At 66.7% G+C, this 26,284-nt stretch carries 30 protein-coding genes; 20 read left to right on the top strand and 10 right to left on the bottom strand.

Features of this window, described 5'->3' with window-relative positions; all coding sequences use genetic code 11:
* The first annotated feature begins 512 nt into the window (after positions 1-512).
* On the top strand, positions 513-698 hold the full coding sequence (locus HMPREF0591_RS32280; protein WP_132160383.1) for a hypothetical protein: 186 nt from the start codon (positions 513-515) through the stop codon (positions 696-698).
* Positions 699-771: 73 nt separating this feature from the next.
* Here HMPREF0591_RS32280 and HMPREF0591_RS10420 read toward each other — a convergent pair whose 3' ends face one another.
* Positions 772-1,188, bottom strand: coding sequence for a type II toxin-antitoxin system VapC family toxin (locus HMPREF0591_RS10420; RefSeq protein WP_007168492.1), 417 nt, complete (start codon positions 1,186-1,188; stop codon positions 772-774).
* Positions 1,185-1,436 carry a FitA-like ribbon-helix-helix domain-containing protein gene (locus tag HMPREF0591_RS10425; RefSeq protein WP_007168493.1) on the bottom strand — a complete coding sequence of 84 codons (252 nt, stop codon included), beginning with the start codon at positions 1,434-1,436 and terminating at the stop codon, positions 1,185-1,187. The genes HMPREF0591_RS10420 and HMPREF0591_RS10425 overlap by 4 nt, the downstream gene beginning before the upstream one ends.
* Positions 1,437-2,237: 801 nt before the next feature.
* On the opposite strand from HMPREF0591_RS10425, the gene HMPREF0591_RS10435 reads away from it, so the two are divergent.
* Both HMPREF0591_RS10435 and HMPREF0591_RS10440 read left to right on the top strand, forming a co-directional pair.
* Positions 2,238-2,633 (top strand): hypothetical protein, encoded by a 396-nt coding sequence (locus HMPREF0591_RS10435; protein WP_007168495.1) that lies wholly within the window; start codon positions 2,238-2,240, stop codon positions 2,631-2,633.
* Positions 2,630-3,301, top strand: a complete 672-nt coding sequence (locus HMPREF0591_RS10440) for an RES family NAD+ phosphorylase (protein ID WP_007168496.1) — start codon at positions 2,630-2,632, stop codon at positions 3,299-3,301. Before HMPREF0591_RS10435 ends, HMPREF0591_RS10440 begins: the two co-directional genes overlap by 4 nt.
* 478 nt (positions 3,302-3,779) lie before the next feature.
* Here the strand turns inward: HMPREF0591_RS10440 and HMPREF0591_RS10450 are convergent, their stop codons facing one another.
* The 3 genes from HMPREF0591_RS10450 to HMPREF0591_RS10455 form a co-directional block, all read right to left on the bottom strand.
* Positions 3,780-4,307 (bottom strand): class I SAM-dependent methyltransferase, encoded by a 528-nt coding sequence (locus HMPREF0591_RS10450; protein WP_341859823.1) that lies wholly within the window; start codon positions 4,305-4,307, stop codon positions 3,780-3,782.
* Positions 4,259-4,438: a hypothetical protein gene (locus tag HMPREF0591_RS33840; RefSeq protein WP_244268870.1), complete on the bottom strand. Its 180-nt coding sequence runs from the start codon at positions 4,436-4,438 to the stop codon at positions 4,259-4,261. Before HMPREF0591_RS33840 ends, HMPREF0591_RS10450 begins: the two co-directional genes overlap by 49 nt.
* A gap of 145 nt (positions 4,439-4,583) precedes the next feature.
* Positions 4,584-5,192 (bottom strand): TetR/AcrR family transcriptional regulator, encoded by a 609-nt coding sequence (locus HMPREF0591_RS10455; RefSeq protein ID WP_007168499.1) that lies wholly within the window; start codon positions 5,190-5,192, stop codon positions 4,584-4,586.
* An 83-nt stretch (positions 5,193-5,275) separates the two neighbouring features.
* Here HMPREF0591_RS10455 and HMPREF0591_RS10460 point away from each other — a divergent pair, with 83 nt between their 5' ends.
* The 3 genes from HMPREF0591_RS10460 to HMPREF0591_RS10470 are packed head-to-tail and all read left to right on the top strand — an operon-like array spanning position 5,276 to position 7,736.
* Entirely contained in the window at positions 5,276-6,106 is an 831-nt protein-coding gene (locus HMPREF0591_RS10460) for a mycofactocin-coupled SDR family oxidoreductase (RefSeq protein WP_007168500.1), read from the top strand.
* Between the two features lie 5 nt (positions 6,107-6,111).
* Positions 6,112-6,933 (top strand): mycofactocin-coupled SDR family oxidoreductase, encoded by an 822-nt coding sequence (locus tag HMPREF0591_RS10465; protein WP_040622640.1) that lies wholly within the window; start codon positions 6,112-6,114, stop codon positions 6,931-6,933.
* Complete coding sequence (locus HMPREF0591_RS10470) at positions 6,930-7,736, top strand: carboxymuconolactone decarboxylase family protein (RefSeq protein WP_007168502.1); 807 nt, start codon at positions 6,930-6,932, stop codon at positions 7,734-7,736. Before HMPREF0591_RS10465 ends, HMPREF0591_RS10470 begins: the two co-directional genes overlap by 4 nt.
* Here the strand turns inward: HMPREF0591_RS10470 and HMPREF0591_RS10475 are convergent.
* Together HMPREF0591_RS10475 and HMPREF0591_RS10480 are read right to left on the bottom strand one after the other, a co-directional pair.
* Positions 7,729-8,568, bottom strand: a complete 840-nt coding sequence (locus HMPREF0591_RS10475) for a mycofactocin-coupled SDR family oxidoreductase (RefSeq protein ID WP_007168503.1) — start codon at positions 8,566-8,568, stop codon at positions 7,729-7,731. The genes HMPREF0591_RS10470 and HMPREF0591_RS10475 overlap by 8 nt on opposite strands.
* A 183-nt stretch (positions 8,569-8,751) precedes the next feature.
* Positions 8,752-9,306: a TetR/AcrR family transcriptional regulator gene (locus HMPREF0591_RS10480; protein WP_050790046.1), complete on the bottom strand. Its 555-nt coding sequence runs from the start codon at positions 9,304-9,306 to the stop codon at positions 8,752-8,754.
* A gap of 186 nt (positions 9,307-9,492) precedes the next feature.
* Here HMPREF0591_RS10480 and HMPREF0591_RS10485 point away from each other — a divergent pair, with 186 nt between their 5' ends.
* On the top strand, positions 9,493-10,773 hold the full coding sequence (locus HMPREF0591_RS10485) for a cytochrome P450 (RefSeq protein WP_007168505.1): 1,281 nt from the start codon (positions 9,493-9,495) through the stop codon (positions 10,771-10,773).
* Between the two features lie 22 nt (positions 10,774-10,795).
* Here the strand turns inward: HMPREF0591_RS10485 and HMPREF0591_RS10490 are convergent, their stop codons facing one another.
* On the bottom strand, positions 10,796-12,505 hold the full coding sequence (locus HMPREF0591_RS10490; protein WP_007168506.1) for a CocE/NonD family hydrolase: 1,710 nt from the start codon (positions 12,503-12,505) through the stop codon (positions 10,796-10,798).
* Positions 12,506-12,566: 61 nt separating this feature from the next.
* Between HMPREF0591_RS10490 and HMPREF0591_RS10495 the strand changes: the two genes are divergently transcribed.
* The 7 genes from HMPREF0591_RS10495 (at position 12,567) to HMPREF0591_RS10525 (ending at position 18,832) form a co-directional block, all read left to right on the top strand.
* Positions 12,567-13,166: a TetR/AcrR family transcriptional regulator gene (locus HMPREF0591_RS10495; RefSeq protein ID WP_007168507.1), complete on the top strand. Its 600-nt coding sequence runs from the start codon at positions 12,567-12,569 to the stop codon at positions 13,164-13,166.
* Between the two features lie 42 nt (positions 13,167-13,208).
* Positions 13,209-13,910 (top strand): M15 family metallopeptidase, encoded by a 702-nt coding sequence (locus tag HMPREF0591_RS10500; protein WP_040622646.1) that lies wholly within the window; start codon positions 13,209-13,211, stop codon positions 13,908-13,910.
* A gap of 55 nt (positions 13,911-13,965) precedes the next feature.
* Positions 13,966-14,778 carry a class I SAM-dependent methyltransferase gene (locus HMPREF0591_RS10505; protein WP_007168509.1) on the top strand — a complete coding sequence of 271 codons (813 nt, stop codon included), beginning with the start codon at positions 13,966-13,968 and terminating at the stop codon, positions 14,776-14,778.
* A gap of 85 nt (positions 14,779-14,863) precedes the next feature.
* On the top strand, positions 14,864-16,441 hold the full coding sequence (locus HMPREF0591_RS10510) for a methylmalonyl-CoA mutase family protein (RefSeq protein ID WP_007168510.1): 1,578 nt from the start codon (positions 14,864-14,866) through the stop codon (positions 16,439-16,441).
* Positions 16,441-16,863: a cobalamin-dependent protein gene (locus HMPREF0591_RS10515; protein ID WP_007168511.1), complete on the top strand. Its 423-nt coding sequence runs from the start codon at positions 16,441-16,443 to the stop codon at positions 16,861-16,863. Before HMPREF0591_RS10510 ends, HMPREF0591_RS10515 begins: the two co-directional genes overlap by 1 nt.
* Positions 16,848-17,804: an LLM class F420-dependent oxidoreductase gene (locus tag HMPREF0591_RS10520; protein WP_007168512.1), complete on the top strand. Its 957-nt coding sequence runs from the start codon at positions 16,848-16,850 to the stop codon at positions 17,802-17,804. Before HMPREF0591_RS10515 ends, HMPREF0591_RS10520 begins: the two co-directional genes overlap by 16 nt.
* Before the next feature lie 47 nt (positions 17,805-17,851).
* Entirely contained in the window at positions 17,852-18,832 is a 981-nt protein-coding gene (locus HMPREF0591_RS10525; protein ID WP_244268907.1) for a CaiB/BaiF CoA transferase family protein, read from the top strand.
* Between the two features lie 61 nt (positions 18,833-18,893).
* On the opposite strand, the gene HMPREF0591_RS10530 is transcribed toward HMPREF0591_RS10525, so the two are convergent.
* On the bottom strand, positions 18,894-19,793 hold the full coding sequence (locus HMPREF0591_RS10530) for a LysR family transcriptional regulator (RefSeq protein WP_007168514.1): 900 nt from the start codon (positions 19,791-19,793) through the stop codon (positions 18,894-18,896).
* Between the two features lie 165 nt (positions 19,794-19,958).
* Between HMPREF0591_RS10530 and HMPREF0591_RS10535 the strand changes: the two genes are divergently transcribed.
* On the top strand, positions 19,959-20,852 hold the full coding sequence (locus HMPREF0591_RS10535) for an SDR family oxidoreductase (RefSeq protein WP_007168515.1): 894 nt from the start codon (positions 19,959-19,961) through the stop codon (positions 20,850-20,852).
* 20 nt (positions 20,853-20,872) lie between these two features.
* Entirely contained in the window at positions 20,873-21,754 is an 882-nt protein-coding gene (locus HMPREF0591_RS10540; RefSeq protein ID WP_040622648.1) for a TIGR03620 family F420-dependent LLM class oxidoreductase, read from the top strand.
* On the opposite strand, the gene HMPREF0591_RS10545 is transcribed toward HMPREF0591_RS10540, so the two are convergent.
* A complete protein-coding gene (locus HMPREF0591_RS10545) occupies positions 21,755-22,363 on the bottom strand; it encodes a TetR/AcrR family transcriptional regulator (RefSeq protein ID WP_040622650.1) in 609 nt (202 codons plus the stop codon).
* 275 nt (positions 22,364-22,638) lie between these two features.
* Here HMPREF0591_RS10545 and HMPREF0591_RS10550 point away from each other — a divergent pair, with 275 nt between their 5' ends.
* Genes HMPREF0591_RS10550 through HMPREF0591_RS10565 form a run of 4 tightly spaced genes read left to right on the top strand, consistent with a single transcriptional unit; the run spans position 22,639 to position 26,279 of the window.
* Positions 22,639-23,997, top strand: coding sequence for an aromatic ring-hydroxylating oxygenase subunit alpha (locus HMPREF0591_RS10550; protein WP_040622652.1), 1,359 nt, complete (start codon positions 22,639-22,641; stop codon positions 23,995-23,997).
* A gap of 16 nt (positions 23,998-24,013) precedes the next feature.
* Entirely contained in the window at positions 24,014-24,538 is a 525-nt protein-coding gene (locus HMPREF0591_RS10555) for a hypothetical protein (protein ID WP_007168519.1), read from the top strand.
* Positions 24,535-25,008 (top strand): hypothetical protein, encoded by a 474-nt coding sequence (locus tag HMPREF0591_RS10560; RefSeq protein WP_007168520.1) that lies wholly within the window; start codon positions 24,535-24,537, stop codon positions 25,006-25,008. The genes HMPREF0591_RS10555 and HMPREF0591_RS10560 overlap by 4 nt, the downstream gene beginning before the upstream one ends.
* The gene (locus tag HMPREF0591_RS10565) at positions 25,005-26,279 is read left to right on the top strand and encodes a cytochrome P450 (RefSeq protein ID WP_007168521.1); all 1,275 of its coding nucleotides are present in this window, start codon (positions 25,005-25,007) and stop codon (positions 26,277-26,279) included. The genes HMPREF0591_RS10560 and HMPREF0591_RS10565 overlap by 4 nt, the downstream gene beginning before the upstream one ends.
* Positions 26,280-26,284 lie beyond the last annotated feature (5 nt).

The following is a 26,284-nucleotide window of genomic DNA, read 5'->3' on the forward strand; positions in this document are numbered from 1 at the left end:
AGAACTGGCACCGTGACGAATTGACCACCAAGATAGAGTTCAACCTACGCCCATCCGCTTACGATCAGAGATCTTCAGGGTCACCAATGTCCGATAAGGCACCGCGGCACAAGCCTGCAGAACGGATGACAGCGGAACAGCTCCGCCGAGCAGCCGACGCTTGCCGAGACCTCGACGATCCGACGTTGATGGCGAAGGCTTGGGACGAGCCACCGCCGCCCGATATGCAAGCTTCAACAAACACACCGCGTCAATTCGGCCAGCTACAGAATCTCTCAGTTTCCGACACCTTCGATAATCCGCTGCCTGACGTGGAAGTCGCTGCGTGGGAAGCCGATTGTCCCCTTAGGTCCCAGACTCCAACGCGGGCGTCCGCCTTACGAAATGCAACGTCGCAATTGTTACTCAATGGCCGGCGCGCCCTTGAACACCCCGGACTTGTCGTTGGACAGGTGCATTGTGAACGTACCGCGCAGCCAGGGCGTGTTTGGTGTTGTAATAGGAGACTCGTTATGCAGCCGGATCAGCAGATGATAGAAGCACTGGTCAATTTGGCGACGAACGGCGTGCTGGACCGCATCGGCAACCGTGCCAAGCGTGCGCGGAATTGCGGCAGTGGGGACTGCACCCGCACCATCCTGAGCCGGGGAGCCCGTTTGTCGGCGACGACGCCGCTTTTAAGGAGGCGTATCCCTTAGTGCCGGCGGGGGATGCGGCGGTTGTCCGTTATCACTGGATCTGGGGCATTCTCAATGAATCTGGGGCACGACGTCAGTCCCAGGGGTTGACCAGGTCGACGCCCGTTCCGTCGAAGTGGCGAGTATTGCGGGTAGCCACAGTTGCGTGCCGGGACGCGGCGATGCCGGCGATCTGCACATCACGAATTTCCACCGCACGCCCACCTCGTTGTTGGGTGGCGGCGATGGTCCCAGCGGCAAACGCAGCCGTCAGGTCGAAGGATTGCACACGACCATCAAGGTCTTCGTCGAGGAGTTGAGAAAAGATCTCGTCGAGCCGCTTGCGTCGGCGGCTTGGCGTCAAAAGTTCAATACCAGTGCGTATCTCGAATACTGTTACCGATGTCGTCCAGATTGATTCGGTGGGCTGATTATCGAGCCATTCCACGACGGCCGGATCGGGTGTGTCCCGCATCAACGCGGAGAGCACATTGGTGTCCAGCACGATCATGATTCGTTGAACTGTGCCGGCTGGACGGGCTGTCCCCGCAGTTCGGGTATGTCCTCGGTCAGGCCCACGCCTTTGAAGCGTGACGCGATACGAGACCCGAGCCGCCCAGGCGGATTATCGACGTGCCGGACTGCGTTCCGTAAGATCTCGCGCACCTCCTCCTCGGTGCTGCGACCGTGTTGACGGGCTAGTCGCTGCAATTTGGCCTTGGTGTCGTCCTCAAGTTGACGGATGAGAATCTGCGCCACAGAGCGATGCTATCACGATATCGTTCAGATAGTGCGTTGACCTCGCCTTCATTGAGAATGCCCCAGATCCGGTTATAACGGACAGCGGTCACCGAGGAGTGTTTGATTCCGATGATGAGCGCCACGGAGAACCTGTACGCGGCCGCGTTGCTCGTAGATCAACGGACGACGACGAGGAACCTCTACGCGTCGTCCATAATGCAACTATGCCGTTCGGCGATGGAGACATCGGCGCGAACCATCTGGTTGCTCAGCGACCCCGACAGGAACGTACGGCGGGATCAACGGGACGCGGATTCGCTCGTGCCCGAGCGCATGGAGCCGACCATCGCACGGTGGATGAGTCTCTACGCCTAGGTGGCTCGGACGCGCTCGCCGATCTTCTCGTGGTGACGTTCGCGGCTTATCTGTAATCGTGTCACCCGCGACGGCTCGCGCCGCGGGTTGCGCATGGGCCCACTTATGGCTGTTGGAATGGCCACGGATTTGGCCACAGAACACGGTGGAACCGATGCGAACAAGAGGGACGGAGCGTCACAGCGGGAACGGCTGAACCTCGCTGACGTGCAGCTATGAGACCGTGCGCACTGGAGGAGACGGTGACCGGTTAGCTCATACCTTAGAGGTCGAATCGTGGCCAGTGAGCGGCGTCGTTGGCGGCATTTTTGCGCGAACATGCTGATTCAACGGCTCCAACCGCGAACCGTAGGCCAGGCCTGGTGGCTATCAGGTGTAGCTTCAGGGTGTGTTCTCAGGTGTTTATGTGGTAGCGTCTCAGGTAGATCAACGTGGAGGTGCGATATGCCAGTCTTGACCGTCTCTGCGGCGCAGCGGCTTGATGATGAGGCAGCGACGCTTTCGATCCGCGAGATCGCCGCGTATCTGCAAGAGGCCGTCGGCCAGCGCGTCGCGGCGGCGATGGCGGGCTTGGCTGACGCCAAGCAAATCGGCCGCTACGCGCGCAAGGGCGGCCCGGAACCTCACGGCGCGACCGAGCGCCGGTTACGTGAGGGCTACAAGGTCGTCAGGATGCTCGTCGATGCTTACGACGACAAGACGGCGCGGGCGTGGCTGTTTGGCACCAACACGCGCTTGGACGATCGCGCGCCGATCGAGGTGCTCGGTGCGGCGGTCGACACCGCGGAGTTCGCGATGGTTGTCCGGGCTGCACGGCAGGTCGCCAGCTTCCAGTCGTGATCGCGGCGCCCGAGCAGGGGCGAACCCTGTGGCGGGTCGGCTATTACGCTGACCCGCTCGGCTTCACTCCGCTGGAGCTGTACCAGTTCAGTCACCGTTTCGACGACGTCTACCGCCGGTTCCGCACGCTCTATTGTGCTGACTTGGCGGAAACGTGTCTTCGCGAGGTGCTAGCCGACTTCCGGCCGAACCTCGGCGCGCTGCGCCGCCATGTTGAGCGCTACGGACCTGAGGCTGCCCAAGACTTCACTGAGAAGCCGGTCACTGCGCAGTGGCGCATACAGCACGCCCTCGTTCCCACAGTCCTGAAGCTCGATGGCCCCTTGATCGATCTCACCGACGTGCCCACACGCCAGGAGATCGAGGATCGCCACGTCGAACTGCTGCTCGAGCACGACCTGCAGCACCTCGATCTGCGCGAGATCACCACCAGTCGCCGCGCCATCACGCAGACGATCGCCGCGGACCTTTTTGACCGAGGCGCCGGCGCCGTCCGGTTCCCGTCCCGCCTGGACGGCAACGCTTGCGTCGCACTCTTCGAGGGGCGCGGCACCGCGAGCTTGGCCGGAGACCCCATCGCGCTCACCGACCCGCCGCCCGAACCGCTCCTCAACGTCACCACGCCGTGGGGCCTAGTGCTTGAGCCAGCGCCGGTGAAACTGCTCTAGATTGGGATGCGCGCGGTGGTGCCCATCGGACCACACGCAAGCAAATTGGACTGCATCCAGCCTTTCAGTTGCGGTCGATAGTTCAGTTGGCGTCTCTATGAGATCCGCCGGGACCGCCGCGCTCTGTTCGGTAAGCGAAAACCATCGCACTAAGACTTCGCCCAAGTCCGCTTCTACCGACCAAGTAACCCGATCGGCTTGCCACGCAGATTGGGTTATCTCATGGGGCCAACATGGGGCCAACGAGCCAGACCGACTGATCCAACACGTCCGAATGCCGGTTGCGCTTCTGGTCTGACCGGCTGAAACACATTGGTGTAGGCCAGAACTCCGCCTGAAAAGCGGAAGGTCGGCGGTTCGATCCCGCCCCTGGCCACCAGTCTTGAGCTGCACGGCACTATTTCGGCCGAAACGAGCGGCTGGCAGAGCCCCCACTCCTGCGTCACACGTAGTTGCGCTCGCCGCGGGTGACACGCGCTCACGGATGTCGTGAGTTGGGCGTCGCGATCACGACTTCGGTGACGAGGCCGAAGCGGTGCACACGCGAGTGCTGGTGGATCTGCCAGTCGTCGCCCAGCAGCGCGGTCAGGCTGACGGGGCGACACCCGCCGACGAGTTGCGGTGCAACGCGCCAGAGGCCGGTCCAGACTTGTGACACGGCGCGTTCGAGCGGCCGATCGCCGTGGGCGAGGCTGGCGAGGCACAGCCGACCGTCGGGGGTGAGGATGCGTCGCAGATCATCGAGCACGTCGCGGGCGTAGTCGACGTCGAGGAGGTCGAATACGAACGTGGAGATCACCCGGTCGGCGGACCCGTCCTCAGCCGGCAACGGCAATGTGCCCTCGACCAGCACCACCTTGGCCCGCTCAGCCCAGGCCGCGAGTCGACGGGTAGCCAGGTTGATCATCACCGGGCTGATGTCCACGCCGAGGTAATTGACGCTGTCAGGCAGCGAGTTCAGTAAGTGCGCAGCGAATCGACCAGTGCCGCAACCGAACTCGAAAATTGTCTGGCCCCCGGCGAGGGCCGCCCGGCCACCAGGCGTTCGGTGGTCGCGTCCTCATAGAATCCTTGCCAATCTTGCATCCGGCCGATCCGGTCGTAGACCGAGCGGGCCTGGCTCAAGGTAAGCGCCACGGGTTGTCCTCCCACCTGAAAAGCGGAGGTCGACGGTTGGGTCCCGCCGGCCTGGCTGCCGTGCACTCTCAACCGATCCATAGTCTCCCCCGACTTGCCGCGCACCAGAAGTGATGCGACAAAGACGTTTGATAATCGCTTCGTGCTACTGGTGACGGCAGGCGCCCTCGTGTGCCCTGGTGAGCCAGTACACGGCCCGCTCGATCGTCGGCACGATGTCGGTGATCTCGATGGACGCGGCCGCGAACTGGCTCAAAGCTCCGTAGACGACACCCGACAGGATCCGGCCCAGGTCGTCGGCGAAACGTTCGTCGCATTCGCGCATGACCGATCTGGCCGCGGGCACGACCACATCGAAACCGTGCTGGGTGAGTTCATCGCCGCCGGGTCCCGCTTGCGCGCGCACGTACGCCTGCAGCATGCGCGGGTGTTTCTCCCAGGGCTCGAAGATGGTCCGGAAGATCCACATCAGCCCGTCGTAGAGCGACTCGTCGTCGGCAGAGTGCGCGGCGACCGCGGCGTAACGGTGGGTGTCCATCCACCACCGCAGGGCGGCAACGATCAGGTCGTCCCGGGTGGGGTAGCGCTTGTAGATCGTGGTGAGCGACATGCGGGCGCGTCGTGCCACCTCCCGCAACTGGACGGCGTCGTAACCCTGCGTGTCGATCAGGTCGACGACGATGTCGATCAGGGGATCGGGCGCGGCTTCCCGGGCCGCCGACGATGTGTCGCCGCGTTGACCTTTACCGACCACGATAACGATGTTACTGTCCGTCCCGGAGTAACGCAGTTACTTGGCAAGGCGATGCGCCGGCGGGCGCGGCGAGGTAGGGCTCGGTGGGTGGTCTAGAGGGCAAGGTGGCGTTCATCACCGGGGTCGCGCGCGGGCAGGGCCGCAGCCACGCCGTCCGGCTGGCCCGCGACGGCGCCGACATCATCGGCATCGACATCTGCGCCGACATCCCGGCGAACGGTTACGCGATGGCCGGGCGCGACGAGCTCGATGAGACGGTCGGGTTGGTGGAGGCCGAGGGCGGCAAGATGCTCGGCACGGTGGCCGACGTGCGCGACTTCGGTCGGGTGAAGGCGGCGCTGGACGCAGGGGTGGGGCATTTCGGCCGGCTCGACATCGTCTGCGCCAACGCGGGGATCGCGCCGGTGGCCTTTCGGGAGCTGAGCATCGAGGAGGAGCTTGCGCAGTGGAGGGCCGCGATCGGGGTCAACCTGGACGGCGCCTACCACACGGCGTGGGCCGCGATCCCGCACCTGCTCGCCGGTCAGCGCGGCGGCGCCATCGTGTTCACCAGCTCGACGGCCGGGCTGCGTGGTTTCGGTGGTCTGCAGGGAGGCGGGCTGGGATATGCCGCCTCCAAACACGGCGTGGTGGGGTTGATGCGCGTGCTGGCGAATTCCCTGGCGCCCTTCAGCATTCGGGTCAACACTGTCCATCCCACGGCCGTCCGCACGATGATGGCCGTCAATCCGGCGATGACGGAGTTCTTGGAGAGCTTTCCCGAAGGCGGTGCGCACCTGCAGAATCCGATGCCGGTGGAGATGCTGGAGCCCGAAGACATCAGCGCGGCGATCGCCTACCTGGTTTCGGACGAAGCAAAATACGTCACCGGGGTGACGTTCCCCGTGGACGCCGGCTTCTGCAACAAACTGTGACCGCCATGACGCACGCTTCGACGACGGGCCGGGTGGCCGGCAAGCGGGTTTTGATCACCGGCGCGGCCCGCGGGATGGGGCGCAGCCACGCGGTGCGGTTGGCCGAAGAGGGAGCGGACTGCCTGCTGGTCGATATCTGCGACACCCCCGAAGGCTTGGAGTATGCGCTGGCGACCGAGGACGACCTGCGCCAGACGGCCCAACTCGTCGGTGAGCTGGGCCGGTCGGCCGTCTGCAAGGTCGTGGACGTGCGGGATGCGCAAGCGCTCAAGGCCGCGGTCGACGAGGGCGCGGCCGAACTCGGCGGTTTAGACGCCGCGGTGGCCAACGCCGGTGTCTTGACGGTGGGCACCTGGGACACCACCACGCCCGAGCAGTGGCGGCTGGTGGTGGACGTCAACCTGATCGGCGCCTGGAACACGTGTGCGGCGGCGCTGCCGCATGTGCTCGCCGCCGGCGGCGGCAGTCTGGTCAACATCAGCTCGTCGGCCGGCATCAAGGGCACCCCGCTGCACACCCCCTACACGGCGGCCAAGCACGGCATCGTCGGAATGAGTCTGGCACTCGCCAACGAGCTTGCCGCACAGAATGTCCGGGTCAACACCGTGCATCCGACGGGAGTGCCCACCGGCATGGCGCCGCCGTCGATGCACCAGCTGATCGCCGAGAAGCGACCCGACCTGGGTCCCATCTTCATGAACGCGCTGCCCGTTCTGATGACGGAGGCGGTCGACGTGAGCAACGCGGTGCTGTTCCTGGTGTCCGACGAGGCCCGGCACGTGACGGGTCTGCAGTTCACCGTCGACGCGGGGGTGACCATCAGATGATGAGTAGCCAGAATCAGCGGCGCGAGCGCGGGCTGCGCGCGTTCGCCGAGGTGATGACCGTCGATGCGCCGGCGGATAGCAGCCCGGCAATCGCCGACGGGCTCATCGATTTTGTGTTCGCCGAGGTATGGACCCGTCCGGGCCTGAGCCGCCGCGACCGGCGGTTCGTCACGCTGGCGTGTGTCGCCGGCGCCGATGCCACGCCCGCGCTCGAGCAGCACGTCTACGCCGCCCTCAACAGCGGCGATCTGACCATCACCGAAATGCGGGAAGCGGTATTGCATTTCGCGGTGTACGCCGGATGGCCGAAAGCCTCGCAGTTCAATATGGTGGTCGACGCGCAGTGGGAACGGATCGCGCGCGCACGCGGCGACAACGTGCCGCCGCCGGCGCCGTTGCTGCCACTGGCCACCCCGAGCGACCCGGACGCACGCCTGCGCGGCGGGGAGGCCGCGTTCCGGGAGATCAACTGCCTGCCGTTCGCGCCGGCGCGGGACAATCCGTACTCGGGCGCGGGCATTCTCAACTTCGTCTTCGGCGAGATGTGGCTGCGGCCCGGGCTGGGAATGAAGGAGCGGCGCCTGATCACGTTGGCGTGCGTGGGGTTCCAGGACGCCCAATATCCGATCATGTCGCACGTCTATGCCGCATTGAAGAGCGGTGACGTCTCGTTCGAGGAAATGGACGAGCTGGCGTTGCATTTCGCCGCGTACTACGGGTGGCCCAAAGGCTCGTATCTCAACCAGGTCATCGCCGAGCAGAAGCAACGCGTCCTCGACGAAGCCGGCTCCGCGGTCACTTGAGCATGCTCCCCGCGTCGACGGTGACGGGAAGGCCGGTGATGTAACGGGATTCGTCCGACGCCAGGAACAGCACCGCGTTGCTGATGTCCACGGGTTCGACCCACCCGACCGGCAGCACGTGCATGAACTGCGCCGCGACCTTGAGGTCCTCGGGCCCGGGGTTCTTCAGGTCGGGGCGAAACAGCTTCATCGTTCCCTCGTTCATGAACATCGGCGTGTTCACGTTGGTGGGGTGGACGGAGTTGACCCGGATGAAGTGCTGGCCCAGCTCGACGGCGAACGTGCGCATCAGGCCGACGACGCCGTGCTTGGCGGCGATGTAGTGGCCGGTGTGCGGGTAGGCCTTGAGCCCACCGACCGAGCTGGTGAGGATGACCGACCCGCCGCCGCCCTGCGAAATAAGATGTGGCACGCCGGCTTTGACGGTCTTCCAGACGCCGGAGAGGTTCACGTCGATCATGTCGCGCCAGTCCTCTTCGCTGGTCTTGTCGAGCGTCTGGCCGCCGTTGCCGATGCCCGCGTTCGCGCAGATGATGTCCAACCGGCCCAGCTGCTCGACGCCGCCGTCCACCGCCGCCTTGAGAGCGTCGTAGTCGCGCACGTCGACCTCGGCCGTCACGACGCGGCTGTCGAGGCCCTTGATCAGGTCGGCGGTCTCGGCGAGGTCGTCGGGCGTCGACGGCGGAATCTCGCTGCTGCTGCTGATCGGTTGGCAGATGTCGACGGCGATGATGTCCGCGCCTTCCTGCGCCAGGCGGACGGCGTGGCTGCGCCCCTGCCCGCGCGCCGCACCGGTGATGAACGCGACCTTGCCCTCGACCCGTCCGCCCACGATTGCACCTCACTGTTCCGAGGCGCCGGGTAGTGGCACTGCCCGGCGCGCTTGCACCGTCAATTTGGTCGATCGATCAGGAAGCTTGGCACCGATCCGTGCGAGTGTCAATACGCGTCCGGCCAACGCGTCCGATGGATCGGTGCCCGCGCCGGCGTCAGCGCGGCGGGGGCACCGCGCGTACTAGTCGCGTAACGCCGGCGTCGCCGGAGGCGCCTTCATCAGGTTCAGCCGGCGTTGGACGAACGCCCGCAATTCCTCGTGTCCCTGGGTGACACCGACGGCACTTTCGTTGCAGAGGCTGCGCGCCGTCTGCGCGATGAGCATCGAGATCGCTACCGGCGGGTATTGCTCGAGGTCGATGCCGTTGGCGCGGAGCACCATCGTCACGGCCGCCGTCTCGATGTCGCGGACGCGTTCGGCGTACGCCTTGAGTTCGGCGCCAATTGCCTTGCGGTGGTTGGCCAATGCCATGAACTCGGCGTTGAGGACCGTCAAGGCGGGATCGCTGTTCAGCTGCCAGAGCGCCGCCAAAGGATCGTCGTCGCCCAGCAGGGCGCGCATGCGGGTCAGGGCCGCCTCCGCGCCGGCGCGCAGCACCTCCACGAACAAGTCGTCCATGGTCGGGAAGTAGTAATAAACCAGGGCCTGCCTGACGCCCGCCTCGGCGGCGACGCGCCGTGACGTGGCCGCCGCATAGCCTTCCTCACGCATGATGCGGGCGGTCGCCTCGATCAGCTTGCCGCGCGCCCCGGCATCGTCGCTGCTCCTGTTGCGCCGATTCGCCGGCGGCTTCGGCGCGCCCGGGGTGCTTGACCGGTCTGCGCGGCGCGTGGTAGGCATTGCTGCATCCTAGCAATTTGGTCGATCGATCAGTTTGCAACGGGGCGCATACGCCCGAGCGGGTGGGAGAGGATTCGAGCCATGACGGAGCCGGCCGACGTCGACTACTTCACCGACGCCGACATCGCGCAGGATCCCTATTCCTATTGGGATTACTTGCGCGACCAGGGGCCGGTATTCCGCGAGCCGCACTACGGCGTCGTGGCGGTCACCGGCTATCAGGAAGTCCTGGCCGCTTTCAAAGATGCCGATTCGTTCTCCGCGGTCAACGCCATCGGGGGCCCGTTCCCGCCGCTACCGTTTGTTCCCGAGGGCGACGACATCGGCGAGCAGATCGAAGCGCATCGGCACGAGTTCCCGATCTTCGAGCACATGGTCGTGATGGACCCGCCCGAACACGACAAGGCGCGTTCCCTGTTGGGGCGGCTGCTGACGCCGCGCCGGCTGCAGGAAAACAAGGACTACATCTGGCAATTGGCGGACCGGCAGTTCGACGAGTTCATCGCCAACGGTCATTGCGAGTTCCTCGGCGACTACGGGAAGCCGTTCGCCACGCTGGCGATCGCCGACCTCCTTGGGGTTCCGGACGAGGATCGCCCCGAGATCCGCCGCAATCTCGGGGCCGGCAATGCGCCGGGCGCCAGGGTGGGCGCGCTCGATCACGAGCCGGTCGGCAGCAACCCGTTGCAGTACCTCGACGACCTCTTCAGCGGCTACATCGCCGAGCGGCGAGAGCAGCCTCGCGAGGACGTGCTGACCGGCCTGGCCACCGCCACCTACCCCGATGGTTCGACCCCGCCCCTGTTGGAGGTGGTCCGCCCGGCGACGTTCTTGTTCGCCGCCGGGCAGGAGACCGTGACCAAGCTGCTCAGCTCGGCGGTCCAGGTCCTCGGTGACCAACCCGAACTACAGGAGCGCCTGCGCGCCAACCGCGATCTCATCGGCCCGTTCATCGAAGAGGCGCTGCGCATGCAAAGCCCGACCAAGGTCGACTTTCGGCTGGCGCGCAAGACCACCACGCTGGGCGGTGTCCGTATCCGGGCCGGCACGGTGATCATGCTGTGCCTGGGAGCGGCCAACCGAGATCCGCGAAAATTCGAGAATCCGAACGAGTTCCGGCTCGACCGCAAGAACGTGCGCGAGCACATCGCCTTCGGTCGCGGCATCCACACCTGCGCGGGCGCCCCGCTGGCGCGCGTGGAGGGGCAGGTCACCATCAACCGCCTCCTCGACCGGACACGCGACCTGGTGATCAGCGAGGCCAAGCACGGGGCGCCCGCCCGTCGCCAGTATCACTACGAGCCCACCTTCCTGCTGCGCGGGCTCACGGAGCTGCACATCGAGTTCACCCCGGCGGGCTGACGAGAGTCGTTCGCGCCGAGAACTATTCGAGGACGGGTAGCAGTAATCGCGACGACGAGCGCACCGTGTTGAGGCTCGAGGTGCCGACGCTGGCATGCCGGAAATTCATGATCGCCGGCGTCGACGGGTCCTGGTCGTCGCTGGTGAGCGTCAGGCGAATGCGGTGGCCGGCGCTGAACCGCCGGGCGTTGGGAACCAAGGGAATTCGATATTCGACGTCCTCTCCCGGCGGAACGGCCTGCGGGTTGCGGCAGGGCAGCACCGGCGCGCCGGGCACGCTGGCCGCCTCGTCGACCTCGCGCAAACTGGCGCGCAGCCAGCCCGAGGTGACGTCGGTCGTTTCCCCGTCGGGCGCCACCTCCTGAAACGTCGCCATCCACGCGGTATCGATCGCCGTCGCGGAGGCGACGAGGCGCAGCTCGATATCGCCGACGATGTCGACGTCCCGGTGCAGCGGCGCGCTGGTCCAGGCGAGCATCGACGGCGGGTCGATCGAGCTGGCCTTGACCCGGCCCAGGCCGGCTCCCAACACCATGAACTCGCGCCCGCCCGGCTGCCCTTCGTCGGCATCCAAGACGCCGTCGGCGCGCAGTGCCAGTTCTCGGTGCGGGGCCTGCGACGGTGGCCAGGAGTGGGCGGTTCGCCACTCGTCGGCGCCCGGCAAGAAGTAGCGGATCGGCGGCCCGTCGGTGATCCCGGTGTCGCGCCCCTTGAGCCAATGGTCGTACCAGGCCAGCGCCTCGGTGTGCATGCTTTCCCACGGCCACGTCAGCCCGTACTCGCCAAGCATCCCCATCCGTACACAGGCGTTGTCGGACAGCCCCTTCCAGGTGGCAAACGTCGAAGGCAGGTGTAACGGCACGTTCTGCCAGTCGCACCCCAGGTACACCGGGATGTCGACTTCCTTGAGCAGTGGCAACAGGTTTCGCTCGTCCCACCACGCGTCACGCGTCGGGTGTTTGACCGCCGCCTCCTGCCACAATTCGTCCCACGGGTGGGGATTGTGCGGCAGCTTGAGCAGTTGACGCAGCATGGTGACCGCCGCCTCGCCGTTCATGGTCTCGAATTTCTTGTGCACGGCTGGGCTGTTCAGCACGCGCCGCGCCAACCCCACCGGCTTGCTGCGCCATAGCTTGTCGCTGCGGTCGGAGGTCAGGCCCATCATCGCGAGAAATGGTGTGATGAAAGACGAACTCAACAGCCCGTGGTGGTTGGCGCCCTCGTACAGGTCGCTGGTCACGGCCAGCGGAAAGATCGCTTTGAGGTGCGGTGGCCGCTCGACGGCCGCCTCGAGCTGGGTCATCGCGAAGTAGCTGATGCCGATCATGCCGACGTTCCCGTCGCACCATGGCTGCGCGGCGGCCCACTCGACCAGGTCGTGCACATCCCGGCGTTCCTGCGCGTCGAAGAAGTCGAAGCGGCCCTCGGATCCGCAGGTGCCGCGGAGGTTGGCGATGACGTGCACGTACCCGCGAGGCACCCAGAAGTCCGTCCGGCCGGCCTCGATGAATCCCGCGGGGGCGCCGAGGTCCTGCATCTGCCGCGGATATGGCGAGGCGGCCAGCAGCGCCGGGAAGCGCCCGTCGGCGTCCGGCCGGTGTACATCGGCCAGAAGCGTTGTGCCGTCGCGCATCCTGACCGCGATGTTGATGTCGGTGCGCGAGGCATATTGCGGCTCACTGAGGTTCCGGTATTGCCGGCCGGTGGTCTGTGGGCCGTTGAGCGTCGTCATAGTTTCACGCTATGTTGAAACTAGTCTCAACGCAAGATGAAACTTCCGGTATGGTGAGCTCGTGCCGAAGCGACCGATCGCCCCCGGACCGCGCGACGAACGCGGCGTCCTGGCGGCGCGCATTCTGGCCGCCGCGCGCGACCAATTCGCCGAACATGGTTGGGCCGGCACGGCGATTCGCGCGGTCGCCCGGACCGCGGGCGTCGACCCGGCCCTCATCTATCACTACTTCGGCTCCAAGGAGGGGCTGCTCGACGCCGCCACGACGCCGCCGCAGAAGTGGCTGGACGCCGTGGCCGAGACGTGGGCGACGCCCACGGCCGACCTGGGCCGGCAGTTGATCCGCACCGTGCTGGATACCTGGACGGACGAGGAGGTCGGTCCGATCCTGCGCGCGGTGGTGCTGACGGCCGCTCACGAAGACAAGACCCGAGAGAAACTGCGGCTGATCGTGGAGCGCGGGCTGATCGGCGGTTCGACCCTGGGGGACGACGAGGATGAACGGCTACGGCGCAGCGGGCTGATCGCCACCCAGCTGATCGGCTTCGCACTGTTGCGCTACGTCTGGAAAATCGAGCCGATCGCCTCCATGCCCGCGGACCAGGTGGTGTCGGCGGTCGGGCCGAACCTGCAGCGGTACGCCGACGGCGACATCTCCTAGGCGGTAACGCAAGTCGGGGTGCACAACGGCGACAATGGCGGAATGCGTCTGTTGCACCCGGTCCTCGCACCTGTGGTCGCCGCGTGTCTCGCCGCGCTCTCCGGCGCCGCGACCGCGCACGGCGGACCCGACGTCCCGCCCGTGAGCGACGCGGCGCGCGCGGCCGGATTCGTCGACGTCCGCACCGTGGTCTCCGACGCCATCATCGACTTGCGCTACGCGACAACCAATAACTTCACCCACAGGCAGCTCTACCCCTCCGACGCCCGTTGCCTGGTTCATCAATCGATGGCCCCGGGGCTCGCGGCGGCCGCGACGGCGCTGCGCCCGCAGGGTCACCTCCTGGTGTTCTGGGACTGCTACCGACCCCACGACGTCCAGGTCAAGATGTTCGAACTCGTCCCCAACCCGGCCTGGGTCGCGCGGCCCGGTCCGTATGCGCGCAGCCACGAGTCGGGGCGCTCGGTCGACGTGACGTTCACGACGGCGCAGCAGCCGTGTGCGTCCGGGCTGCATGCGGACGGGCTTTGCCTGGCCGACATGGGCACCGACTTCGATGACTTCTCCCCGCGCGCGCACGCTTTCGCCACCCAGGGCGTGAGCGTCGACGCTCAGGCGAACCGGGCGGCGCTGCGGAATGCGATGAAATACGGCGGGCTGTCCGCGTACTTGGGGGAGTGGTGGCACTTCGACGGCCCCGGCGCCGGCACGGACCTCCCCATCCTTGACGTTCCCGTCGATTGATCTCATATAATGAGACGCTGGTTTCAGAATATGGATCAGCCGGTACGCTGCTGCCATGAACGACGAGCGCGGGGCCACCTACACCCACGGGCACCACGAGTCGGTGCTCCGAAGCCACCAGCGACGCAGCGCGGAGGACTCCGCGGCGTACCTGCTCCCCCGGCTGAAGCCGGGTTTGTCGGTTCTGGACGTCGGATGCGGGCCCGGGACGATCACCGCCGACCTCGCCGCGCGCGTCGCCCCCGGACCCGTGACGGCCGTCGATCAGTCGGCTGACGTCCTCGGCGCGGCCCGGGCCGAGGTTCAGCACCGGGGCCTGTCGAACGTGACGTTCGCGACCGCCGACGTGCACCGGCTCGACTTCGCCGACGGCACATTCGACGTCGTGCACGCCCACCAGGTGTTGCAACACGTCGGCGACCCGGTGGCGGCCCTGCGCGAGATGAAACGTGTGTGCGCGCCCGGCGGGGTCGTGGCGGCCCGGGACGCCGACTACGCGGGATTCATCTGGTTTCCGCAGTTGCCGGCGCTGGACCGGTGGCGCGACCTTTACGAGCGGGCCGCCCGAGCCAACCGCGGCGAACCCGATGCGGGACGGCGGTTGCTGTCCTGGGCCCGGCAGGCGGGCTTCAGCGACGTCACGCCGACGGGCAGCGTGTGGTGCTACGCGACCCCCGCCACACGGGAATGGTGGGGTGGCATGTGGGCCGACCGGATCGTGGGCTCGCGGATCGCCCGGGACCTGCTACGGCGGGGTTGGGCCACCGCCGCGGAACTCGAGCAGATCTCCGCGGCGTGGCGCGCCTGGGCCGCGGCGCCGGACGGCTGGATCGCCATCCCACACGGCGAAATCCTCTGCCGGGCCTAGCCGGTCGGGGTCGGCGCGCTCGTGTTTTACCTGGTCAGCTATGCGGTATTGGCATTCTCTTTTTTTGCAAGTACGTTATTCATCGATGGATAACGCTGCTCAGACACCGTCCGGCATCCCGCTTGCGCCGGCATATGGTCCCGGGGATGTCACGGCGACACCGCCGCCGCCGGGGGAGTTCCCCTTCACCCGCGGCAACTTCGCGTCCGGCTACCGCGGAAAGCTCTGGACCTTCCGGCAGTACTCGGGATTCGGCACCGCCGAGGAATCCAACCGCCGGTACCGCTACCTCCTGGAACAGGGCGGGACCGGCTTGTCGGTGGCGCTCGACCTGCCCACGCAGTGCGGGTACGACTCCGACGACCCGGAGTTCGGCGAGGAGGTGGGCCGGGTCGGCGTGGCGGTCGACACGCTGGCCGACTTCGAGATCCTGTTCGACGGCATTCCGTTGGACAAGCTCAGCACGAGCATGACGATCAACGGAACGGCGGCGATCCTGCTGGCCTTCTACGTCGCCGCCGCCGAGAAAAAGGGGATCCCGCGGGCCAAGCTTACCGGCACCATCCAGAACGACATCCTCAAGGAGTACGCCTCGCGCGGCACGTGGATCTGGCCCCCGGAGCCGTCGCTGCGGCTGATCGCCGACACCATCGAATTCTGCGCGGCCGAGGTCCCGCGGTTCAATGCGATCTCCGTGGCGGGCGCGCACTTTCGCGATGCCGGGGCCAATGCGGTGCAAGAGATGGCGTTCACCCTGGCCGACGGGGTAACCTACTGCGACACCGTCGTGGAACGCGGCCGGATGACCATCGACCAGTTCGCCCCGCAGATCTCGTTCTTCTTCTACACGCATGGGGACTTCTTCGAGGAGATCGCCAAATACCGTGCGGGACGACGCCGTTGGGCGACCATCGTGCGGGAGCGCTACGGGGCGACGACGGCCAAGGCGGCGATGTTCCGCTTCGGCTGCGTCTGTGGTGGCGCATCGCTGTACGCGCCGCAAGCCCACAACAACATCGTCCGGGTGGCCTATGAGGCGATGGCCGCGGTGCTGGGCGGTGTCCAGTCGATGTTCACGGCGGCCTGGGACGAGCCGTTCGCCCTGCCGACCGAGGAAACCACGACGCTGGCGCTGCGCACCCAGCAGATCCTCGCGCACGAAACCGGCGTGGCCAGCGTCGCGGACCCGCTCGGCGGCTCCTATTTCGTCGAGGCACTCACGGACGAGACCGAGGCGCGCATCGTCGAGATCATGGACGACCTCGAGCGGCACGGCGGCATGGTCCATGCCATCGAAGACGGTTATCTGCAGGGCCTTATCGCCGACGAGGCGTTCAAGGTCCACCAGGACATCGAGTCCGGCGCGCGGCCCGTCGTCGGGGTCAACCGGTTCGTGACCGAGGAGCCGGAACACGATGTCGTCACCTACGAACTCGACGCCGAGGGGCGCGATCTCCAGCTCAAGCGACTCTCCAAGGTCAAGTCCGAAAGGGATTCGGGCGCCGTGAAATCCAGTCTCGCAGAACTATCCCGCGCCGCCGAGGGGGACGAGAATTTGATGCACAAGCTGATCGACTGCGCCAACGCGTATTGCACGGTCGGCGAGATGGTCTCCGCGCTCAAGGCGGTGTGGGGCGAGTTCCAGCAGCCGGTGGTGTTCTAGTGGCCGCCCGGATTCTGGTAGCCAAACCCGGCCTGGACGGACACGACCGCGGCGCCAAAATCGTCGCCCGCACGCTGCGCGATGCGGGTTTCGAGGTGATCTACACCGGCATCCGGCAGCGGATCGAGGACATCGCCTCGATTGCCGTGCAGGAAGACGTCGCGGTCGTGGGCCTGAGCATCCTGTCCGGTGCTCACCTGGCGCTGACCGCCCGCACCATCGAGGCGCTGCGGGCCGCCGACGCCGCGGACATCGCCGTGGTGGTCGGGGGAACGATCCCGCACGCCGACGTCCCCAAGCTGTTGTCCGCCGGCGCCGCCGCGGTGTTTCCCACCGGGACATCGTTAGACGTGCTCGTGCGCGAAATCCGCGCGCTGACCGGCACCCCCGAACCCATGGAGGACCAGTGCGCGTCGGAGTGATGATCGGCGCCGAGCGTGGCGACATGGCCCGCAAGGTGGACAGGTTGGCCTCGGATATCGAGTGGGCCGAATCCGCGGGCCTGGACACGGCGTGGATGCCGCAGGTTCCCGACGACTTCGACTGCCTGACCATGGTGTCGCTGATGGCCGCGCACAGCTCGCGCATCGAGTTGGGCACCGCGGTGGTGCCGCTGCAGGCCCAGCATCCGATCGCCCTTGCCCGCCAGGCACTTTCGACCCACGCGGTTGCCGGTGGGCGGTTGGCGCTGGGCGTCGGCCCGTCGCACCACTGGATCATCCGGGACATGCTCGGCTTGCCGTACGAGAGGCCGGCCGCCTACACCCGTGACTACCTGCAGGTGCTGGGCGCCGCCATCGCCGGTCCGGGGCCGGTCGACGTCGAGAACGATTCGTTCACGGTGCACAATCCGCTGGCGATCGGGGCCGACACCCCGATGCCGGTTTTGGTCGCCGCTCTGGGGCCGGTGATGTTGCAGATCGCCGGCGAACTCGCCGACGGCACCGTGTTGTGGATGGCCGACGAGCGCGCGATCGGCGACCACATCGCACCCAAGATCACCAAGGCCGCCGCCGATGCCGGGCGGCCCGCGCCGCGCATCGTCGCGGGCATCCCGGTATGCCTGTGTGCGCCCGCACAAATCGACGAGGCCAAGGAGCGCGCCAACCGCATCCTGGGCGAGGCCGAGGTGTCGCCGAACTACCAACGCCTCCTCGAACGCGGCGACGCCCGCGACGTCGGGGATCTGTGCGCGGCCGGGGACCCCGAACAGATCCTGGCCCGGATGCGGCGCTTCGCCGACGCGGGCGTCACGGACCTGTCCGTGCGGCTGCTGCCGATCGGTGACAACCGGGACGAGCTGATCGCCTCCAAACGCCGCACGCGCGAGATGATCGCCTCGCTGGCAACGGAATTACGGTGACGTCTACCGGGCCGCTCGCGGGCATCCGCATCCTCGAGGTCGGCACCATGCTGGCCGGTCCGTACGCGACCATGCTGCTCGCCGATCTGGGCGCCGAGGTGACCAAGATCGAGCCGCGCGGTGGCGAGATCTCCCGCAGCGTCGGGGCGAGCTATTTCGCGAGCCTGAACCGCAACAAGTCGAGCGTCTGCCTCGACCTCAACTCCGACGCCGGACAGCGCCGCCTCGGTGGATTGGTCGCGGAATCGCATGCCCTGCTGGTAAATTTGAAGCCGTCGGCGATCCGCCGGCTGGGCTTGACCTATGAGCGGTTGCGTGCGCACAACGACCGGATCGTGTGCGTGGCGATCACCGGGTTCGGCCTGCACGGCGGCGACGACCCGGCCTTCGACTACGTGGTGCAGGCCGGGTACGGCATCGCCGCTCTGACCGGCGATCCGGACGGTCCGCCGACGCTGCCCGGGTATTCGTCGGCCGACAACTCCACCGGAATGAGCGCGGCGCTCGGGCTGCTGGCGAAGATCATCTCCGGCACCGGCGGGCAGGTGGACGTGTCGCTGCGCGACGTGATGCTGTCGCAGCTGAATTACCACGCCTCCGCCTACCTCAACGACGGCGTCCAGCCGCAGCGCCGCCCGCATGGCGCCCATTCGTATTACGTTCCCGCGCAGCTCTTCCCGACCGCCGACGGGTACCTGGCGTTGTTCATCACCCATGACGGCTTCTGGAAATCCTTCGCGGCCGAGGCGGGCATCGGGGGCTTCGAGACGATGGCCGAGCGGGTCAGCCGCCGCGACGAGGTGCTCGCGGTGGTCACGGACATGCTGGCGACCGACACCGCCGCCGGGTGGGAACGGCGATTGCGTCCGCTGGGGGTGCCGGCGGCGGCGGTCCGGTCGCTGCCCGAGGCGCTCGACGCGACCCCGGAAGCCGTCGTCACCGCGGGGGATTTCCGGCTCGTCGGGAGCCCCATCCACGTCGCGGGCTACCAGCCGGAGTACCGCCCGCCGCCGGACCTGAGCGAGTAGCTGCCGAACCGCCCGAATGTGCGGCTGGCCGCACACTCGCGAACGTCGGGCCCGCCCGGCCTCAGAACGGCGAGCCCGTGAGGTGCGCCTCGGCGAGCTTGCGGAACGCTGCCACCAACCGGCTCCGGTCACCGGCGCGCGCGGCGAGCACCACGTGGCAGGGATCGACGCCCCGCAACGGGACGGTGGTGATGTCTGGCCGCAGGGTGTTGACGCGTAAATCGGGCACGACGGCGACCGCCTGCCCGGAGGCGATCAGCTCGAATTTGTCCTCGAGCGCGTTGATGAACGGTCCATCGGGCGCGCGGCGTCCGTCGGGCCGGGGATCGATGCGCCAGAAGGCGCTCCACGCCGTGTCGGAGTCGCGGACCCGGGGCATCGGTTCGTCGGCGATGTCGTCGAGCGTGACGAATTCCCGGCCCGCGAGCCGGTGTTCGACCGACATGGCCAGCGCCCGGGGCTCGTCGTAGAGGATCGTCACGTGCAGCCCGTCGGTGGGAAACGGCAGCCGGGTCACCACCGCGTCCACCTGATGGCCGAGCAACGCGTCCAGGGCCCGATCCCAATCCAGGTGCGTGACTTGCACTTCGGCGTCGGGGTGCTCGCGGCGCATCTCGCGCACCGCGGGGGTGACGATCATGCCCGTCGTGTACCCGATCGTGATCCGGCTCGGCTGGGCCGCCGCGCGGGCCTGGGCGGTGGCTTGCGCGGCCGAGCGCAGCAGCGCCTTGGCCCGCGGCAGGAACACCTCCCCCGCCTCGGTGAGCCGAGTGCCCTGGGGCGTGCGATCCAGCAACCGGACGCCCAGCTGCTGCTCGAGGCGGCGGATCTGGCGGCTCAGCGACGGCTGCGCGATCCGCAGCGCGCTCGCGGCGCGACCGAAGTGCCGGTGTTCCGCAACCACGACGAAATATCCGACCAGCCGCAGATCGAGGTCGACGGGCGATACCGATTCGGTCATGCGGGAAGTGTAACGGCGCAGGCGACACTTGTCCGCCTCGAAGTGGTGCGCGAAGTGCGGTCATGTCGATTCGGTATCGCGCCATCTGAAACGGGTCTTGGACAGTCCGGCCGCCGGGTCCGTTGACTGGAAGTCGCGAATAGGCACACGACGAAGGGGAATGCCATGGATGTCTTTGTGACGGGCGCGAGCGGACACATCGGTTCGGCCGTGGTCGACGAACTCATGCGCGCGGGGCATCAGGTCACCGGGCTGGCCCGCTCCGACGAATCGGCCGCCGCTCTGGTGGCCAAGGGTGTCCGGGTGCGCCGCGGAGACCTCGACGACCTCGACGGCCTGCGCGCAGCCGCCGCGGCGTCGGACGGCGTCGTCCACCTCGCCTTCAAACACGACTTCGACGACTTCGCGGGCGCCGCCGATGCCGACCTGCGCGCCGTGCGGGCCATCGGGGAGGCGCTCGTCGGGTCCGGCCGGCCCTTCGTCAGCACGTCGGGGACCCTGCTGTTATCCCTCATGGGGCGCAACGGATATGCCACCGAAGAGGACACGCTCGCCGGGGGGCCACGAGTCGACTCGGAGAACGCGGTGATCGCGCTGGCGGAGCGCGGCGTGCGGTCGTCCGTCGTCCGGCTGTCCCCGTTGGTGCACAGCCACTTGGACCACCATGGCTTCGCGCACCACCTGATCAACACCGCGCGCGAGACGGGCGTGTCCGGCTACATCGGTGACGGTGCCAACCGCTGGCCCGCGATCCACACGCTCGACGCCGCCCACCTTTACCGCCTCGCTCTCGAAAAAGCCTCCGCCGGAACGCGTTTGCACGGGGTGGCCGACGAGGGGGTACCGTTCCGCGACATCGCCGTGGTGATCGGGCGCCACGTGGGCGTGCCGGCGGTGAGCATTCCGGCCGAAGAGGCGGGCCATTTCGGCTTTCTCGCACTCTTCGCCGCCTTGGACAACCCGACGTCGAGTGCGTTGACGCAGAAGGCGCTCGACTGGCAACCCGAACGCGCCGGACTGCTCGAGGATCTCGACGCCGGCCATTACTTCGGCCGGTGAGTGACGACGTGGCTGACGCTGTGGTCGACGCCGCCCGAAGGGCGCTGGGGCCGGTGGGGGCCTGCCTGCCGGTCTCGTTCACCAGTGCGCCGTCCATCCACCTGCAACGCGAGGCGGTCGACCGCCTGGAGCGGGCCGGGTACCGGACCGCGTGGACCAACGAGGTCCTCGGCAAAGACGCCCTCGTGCAACTCGCCATGCTGCTGGCCGGCAGCAGGCGAATGGTGTTTGGCACCTGCATCGCCAATATCTGGGCCCGGCCCGCTCAGACCATGCATGCCGCAGCCGCCCAACTGGCGCAGGCGTATCCGGACAGGATCGTGCTCGGGCTCGGCGTGGGCTATCCGGAGCAGGCGGCCGCGGTGGGCCAGACGTTCGGCAGGCCACTGGCGACGATGCGCGACTACCTCGACCGGATGGACAGCCCGACGTGGCCGCCGGCGCCCGACGTGGCGTACGCCAGGATCGTCGCCGCCAACGGCCCGAAAATGCTCGGGTTGGCGGGCGATCGTGCGAACGGGGCGTTTCCGGCCGGCATGCCTCCGGAGTTCACCGCCCGCGCCCGGCGGGCGCTCGGACCGGACAAGCTTCTGGCCGTCGGGCTATCGGTGGTCCCGGACATCGAGGCCGCGCGGGCGGCGGTGTCCGCGCGGCTCGCCGTTGGGGCCTACGCGTCCGGGCTTGCGGAGCTGGGCTACTCGGCCCGCGACCTCGACGAGGTGAGCGACCGGTTGGTCGATGCGCTTGTGGCCTACGGTGATTCGACGGGTGTGGCGGCCAAGGTGCGCGCGCACCTGGTCGCCGGTGCCGACCACGTTGCACTGCTCCCGCCGATCGGCGGTGAATTCGGCGCCGGCGTCGGCCATCTCGAAGAGCTGGGCCCGGTGCTCGCCGCGCATTGATTAGGGCGCATCGCCGGCGGGCACGACGGCCGACACCACCAGTTGCAGGTACGGGCGGTAAAGGTTGACTCCGTCGAGTTGGCTGCCGAGCGTGACCCCGTCGTTGACGGCAAGGATGACGCGGGCCAGCTCATCGGCCGGCATGGTGAGCGACGCCCCCAGTCTCGCCACGTTTTTGGCGATGAATTCGGCCAGTGAGCGAATCGTCTCCATCCGCTGCGCGGCCAGCCTGTCGCGGGCCTCCGGGCTGCGCAGCAAAAACAACGTGAGCTCATAGTTGAGTGCGGCTCGGTTCGGGTCGTTGCTCGCTTGGCTCCACCGATCGGCGAGTTCGTCGATGTCGATGTCGACGAGCCGATGGAACGACTGAATGATCTCGGTGAAGCCGTCGAGGAACCGTTGTCGTTGGCGGTCGGTCACCGCTAGGAACAACTCTTCCTTGGCGCCGAAGTGGGAGTAGATCGCGCCGCGGGTGTACCCGGCCGCGTCCGCGATGTCCTCGAGTGCGGCCCCGCTCAGGCCCTTGCGCGCGAAGATTTCCTCGGCGGCGTCCAGCAAGAGGCCGCGCGTGTGCTCGAGGCGCCGCTCCCTGGTCCACCGTTCCGCCACCGGCCCATCCTCCCACATCGCAGCCCGTCCCGGGACCCGTGTTAATCCATCGAATTGGCCCGTCGCGCAGGCACATTGATCCGCTCTCCACCCCTTTCCCAGAGCATCTCGGGGGGCTGCTCTCGTGGCCTGGCGGGACGCGGGTTCAATGTGACATGAACCACTTTAATACATCCTTGTATATCTAATACATAGATGTATATGGTGACTCCCGTCACACGAAGCGGATGCGATGTCCGCTCGCGTCCGACTATCACCACGATCAGGAGATCGGCATGAGCCAAGTGACACAACCGGGACAGTGGGTGGAGCGGGACGCCGGGCTGGGCCTCGACCAACAAGACCTCGACTCCTTCAACATGCAGATCACGACCGACCGCTACACCTCGCGCGAATACGCGGAGCGCGAGCGCGAGCGCATCTGGATGCGGGTGTGGCAGATCGCCGGCCGCGTCGACGAGCTGCCGAACGTCGGCGACTGGAAGCAATACCGCATTCTGGATCAATCGTTCGTGATCGTGCGGGGGAAGGACCAGAAGCTCCGCGGATTCGTCAATGCCTGCCGCCATCGCGGCAACATCCTGTGCAATGCGGCCGCCGGGAACGCCAAGCGCGGCTTCCTGTGCCAGTACCACCTCTGGTCATACGACCTGGACGGCAAGCTGCGCGGGATGCTGCGGGAAAACCTCGCCGGCCCGATCGACAAGGGCGAGAACTCGCTCCTGGAAGTGCCAGTCGACACCTTCGCCGGATTCATCTTCCTCAACCCCGACCCCAACGCGCAGCCCCTGCGCGACTTCCTCGGCCCCGACGTCATCGAACTGCTCACCCCGTACCACCTCGACGACATGGTCACCGTGATGAACGTCCGAGAACCCTTGGACTGCAACTGGAAAGTCGTCATGGACGCCTTCGAGGAGGGCTATCACATCAACGGCATCCACCCGCAACTGCTCACCGTGCTCGTGATCGACCCGACGACGGCCCGGTACCGGTTCTTCGAAAACCACAGCGTCGCGGTGGCCCCGTTCGAAGTCAAAGGCGCCAGTGCGGAGAAGCAGATCGAGGGCATCCTGAACCTGCCGGACACCTTCCCCTCGACGGTCGCGGTCATCCCGCGATTCCAGGAACTTCTCGCCGAGTATCAGTCGCCGGACGGCGCGGTCCAGTTCCCCGAGGGCGTGACCGCACGCAAGCTGCTGCAGCGGGCCACCCGCGACACCCTGACCGGCATGGGCCTGGACGTCAGTGGCCTCACCGACGACCAGATGAGCGACAACCAGGGCTGGGTGTTGTTCCCCAACTACTTCATGACGATCCGTGCCGGCGAGTGTCACGTCATCATGGCGGCGCCCCATCCGGACGGCGACCCGAACCGCTGCATCTGGCACGTCAGCAGCTACATGTACCTGCCGCCGGAACACCGCGACGCGTTCCGGGTTCCGCTGACCGAAGTGGACGAGCCGGGCAGTTACAAGTACTTCGAAGCGCTGCAACAGGATTACGAGCAGATGCCTCGCCAGCAGCTCGGTCTGCGCAACAGCAGGCTCGACCACATGTCGCTGGTCAAAGAGGAAGTCGTCATCGGCCACTACCACTCCGTGGTGGACCGCTACATGGCCAACGGTGCATGAGCCGGAAAGAGATCCAATGAATATCGACGAACGCATCGCCCACCACCGCCGCATGGCCGAGGCCTACCGCGACGCCTACCTGCGCCAGGGAGTGCAGGACGGCGAAGCATTCGCCGACGCTTGGAAATTCGCCGAGGACGGCATCTACGTCTCGCCATATTTCACCGGCGATCAGGTGTTCAAGTTCAGTGAGTTCCCCGAGGACACCGCACGCGCCTCGACGATGGAGGCCAAGGCCTACTCGCTGACCTTCCCGGACTGGAAGCCCGCCGACTTCAAGTACTGGCCGGCCGAGAACGGTGTCGTCATGAAGACCCGGTGGGAAGGCCACACCAAGGACGGCGTCCGGATGGGCTTCTACTCCTACAGTTTCATCGAGACCAACGATGCGGGGGAGTTGACGCGCTGGGAGACCCATGTGAACGACGAATACAACGCGTTCCTGGACGTGGCCATCGGGGTACATGGCCCGTTCCACGGCACCGGAGAGTACGTCGAGGCGCTCGAACGCTGCCTGGCGAATGCCGGGGTGTCGGTATGACGTTGCTGCACAAGGTCGAGGATGTCATCGGCTCGCACACCGGCCGCGCGCGCACAGTGCTGCAGTACTGCGACACCACCAAACGTCTGGTCGACGCGGCGAAGAAGCCCGGCTTCTCGGTGGACAGCTGGGGGCCGCTGGCCGAGTTGGTCGCCGTCGGCGAGTTCGAGCGCGTCGGCGCCTTCAAAGAGGTGATGAGGTGGCCGGACTATGTCGAGTTCCTCACCCAGTGGGCCACCTCGTCGCAATGGGAGTGCTCGTTCAAACACATCACCGACGCCGGCGGCCGCGTGTTCCTCGAGCTGGAAGAGCGCAGCGAGGTGGGCGATTTCCGCAGCGTGGTCAACTCGCTGTCGGTATACGACTTCGCCGAGGACGGCAAGATCCGCCACATCGACCTCTACCTGCAGATGACGCCGCCACAGCCGGAAATGCTCAAAAGCTTTGAGGGAGTGGAACTGCCGCAGTGAAGGCCGACGACATCGACACCAGGGACTTCTTCACCGACAACGAGCTGCTCGCGGATCCGTACGACTATCTCGCCGCCTTGCGCGGGGAATGCCCGCTGCGGCGCGAGCCGCACCATGACGTCGTGATGGTCACCGGTTACGACGAAGGTGTCGCAATCTACAACGACACCAAGAGGTTCTCCTCATGCATCTCGGTGACCGGGCCGTTCCCGGGCTTCCCCGTGGCGCTGGACCACCACGGTGACGACATCACCGATCTGATCGCGGCGCGGCGCGGGGAGCTACCGTTCAACGACCAGTTGCCGACCTTCGATCCACCGGAGCACACCGCCCACCGCGCCTTGCTGTCCCGGATGATCACCCCCAAGCGGCTCAAGGAAAACGAAGAGTTCATGTGGCGCCTGGCCGATCGGCAGCTGGACGTCGCGCTGAGCGGTGAAGGGTGCGAATTCATCGGGGATTTCGCATCGCCGTTCGCGATGCTGGTGATCGCCGACCTGCTGGGCGTGCCCGAGTCGGATCACGAGGAATTTCGTTCCGCGCTGCTCAGCGAGGCGGGCACCATCGGGAGCAGCGAAGGTGACACCATGCGTCATTCGCCGCTGGAATACCTGTATGGCAAGTTCACCGCTTACATCGAGGACAGGCGGCGCAATCCGCGCGGCGACGTGCTCACCGGGGTCGCGTCAGCCACGTTCCCGGACGGCAGCAGGCCCGAGGTCATCGACGCGGTGCGCGTGGCGGCCAATCTGTTCGCCGCGGGGCAGGAGACGACGGTGCGCCTGCTCAGTGCCGCCGTGCTGATGCTCGCCGAAAGCCCGCAATTGCAAGGCAAACTGCGCGCCAACCGCGAACTCATCCCCGATTTCATCGAGGAGACGTTGCGTTACGAGAGCCCGGTGCGCGGTGACTTCCGGCTGTCCAAGTGTCCGGTGAGCGTGGGCGGGGTCGATCTTCCGGCGGGCACCACGGTGATGCTCGTCAACGCCGCGCTCAACCGCGACCCTCGCAAGTTTCCCGAGCCCGATACCTTCGACATCCACCGTCCCAATGCGCGCAGCCATGTCGCGTTCGGCCGCGGCCCGCATGCCTGCCCGGGCGCGCCGCTGGCGCGCACCGAGGCGCGGGTCAGCCTGGAGCGAATGCTCGCCCGCACCAGCGACATTCGCATCGACGAGGATAGGCACGGTCCGCCCGGCGACCGCCACTACCGATACCTGCCCACGTTCATCTTGCGGGGGCTCAGCCGGCTACACATCCGATTCGAGTAGCTCGG

The sequence above is a fragment of the Mycobacterium parascrofulaceum ATCC BAA-614 genome, assembly GCF_000164135.1.
Classification (GTDB): Bacteria; Actinomycetota; Actinomycetes; order Mycobacteriales; family Mycobacteriaceae; genus Mycobacterium; species Mycobacterium parascrofulaceum.

Excerpts from the sequence above, each read along its gene's own strand:
- HMPREF0591_RS32280 (WP_132160383.1), top strand. The coding sequence starts at position 513 with ATGCAGCCGGATCAGCAGATGATAGAAGCACTGGTCAATTTGGCGACG.
- HMPREF0591_RS10420 (WP_007168492.1), bottom strand. The coding sequence starts at position 1,188 with ATGATCGTGCTGGACACCAATGTGCTCTCCGCGTTGATGCGGGACACA.
- HMPREF0591_RS10435 (WP_007168495.1), top strand. The coding sequence starts at position 2,238 with ATGCCAGTCTTGACCGTCTCTGCGGCGCAGCGGCTTGATGATGAGGCA.
- HMPREF0591_RS10465 (WP_040622640.1), top strand. The coding sequence starts at position 6,112 with ATGACGCACGCTTCGACGACGGGCCGGGTGGCCGGCAAGCGGGTTTTG.
- HMPREF0591_RS10470 (WP_007168502.1), top strand. The coding sequence starts at position 6,930 with ATGATGAGTAGCCAGAATCAGCGGCGCGAGCGCGGGCTGCGCGCGTTC.
- HMPREF0591_RS10485 (WP_007168505.1), top strand. The coding sequence starts at position 9,493 with ATGACGGAGCCGGCCGACGTCGACTACTTCACCGACGCCGACATCGCG.
- HMPREF0591_RS10490 (WP_007168506.1), bottom strand. The coding sequence starts at position 12,505 with ATGACGACGCTCAACGGCCCACAGACCACCGGCCGGCAATACCGGAAC.
- HMPREF0591_RS10500 (WP_040622646.1), top strand. The coding sequence starts at position 13,209 with ATGCGTCTGTTGCACCCGGTCCTCGCACCTGTGGTCGCCGCGTGTCTC.
- HMPREF0591_RS10505 (WP_007168509.1), top strand. The coding sequence starts at position 13,966 with ATGAACGACGAGCGCGGGGCCACCTACACCCACGGGCACCACGAGTCG.
- HMPREF0591_RS10510 (WP_007168510.1), top strand. The coding sequence starts at position 14,864 with ATGGATAACGCTGCTCAGACACCGTCCGGCATCCCGCTTGCGCCGGCA.
- HMPREF0591_RS10525 (WP_244268907.1), top strand. The coding sequence starts at position 17,852 with ATGCTGGCCGGTCCGTACGCGACCATGCTGCTCGCCGATCTGGGCGCC.
- HMPREF0591_RS10530 (WP_007168514.1), bottom strand. The coding sequence starts at position 19,793 with ATGACCGAATCGGTATCGCCCGTCGACCTCGATCTGCGGCTGGTCGGA.
- HMPREF0591_RS10535 (WP_007168515.1), top strand. The coding sequence starts at position 19,959 with ATGGATGTCTTTGTGACGGGCGCGAGCGGACACATCGGTTCGGCCGTG.
- HMPREF0591_RS10550 (WP_040622652.1), top strand. The coding sequence starts at position 22,639 with ATGAGCCAAGTGACACAACCGGGACAGTGGGTGGAGCGGGACGCCGGG.
- HMPREF0591_RS10555 (WP_007168519.1), top strand. The coding sequence starts at position 24,014 with ATGAATATCGACGAACGCATCGCCCACCACCGCCGCATGGCCGAGGCC.
- HMPREF0591_RS10560 (WP_007168520.1), top strand. The coding sequence starts at position 24,535 with ATGACGTTGCTGCACAAGGTCGAGGATGTCATCGGCTCGCACACCGGC.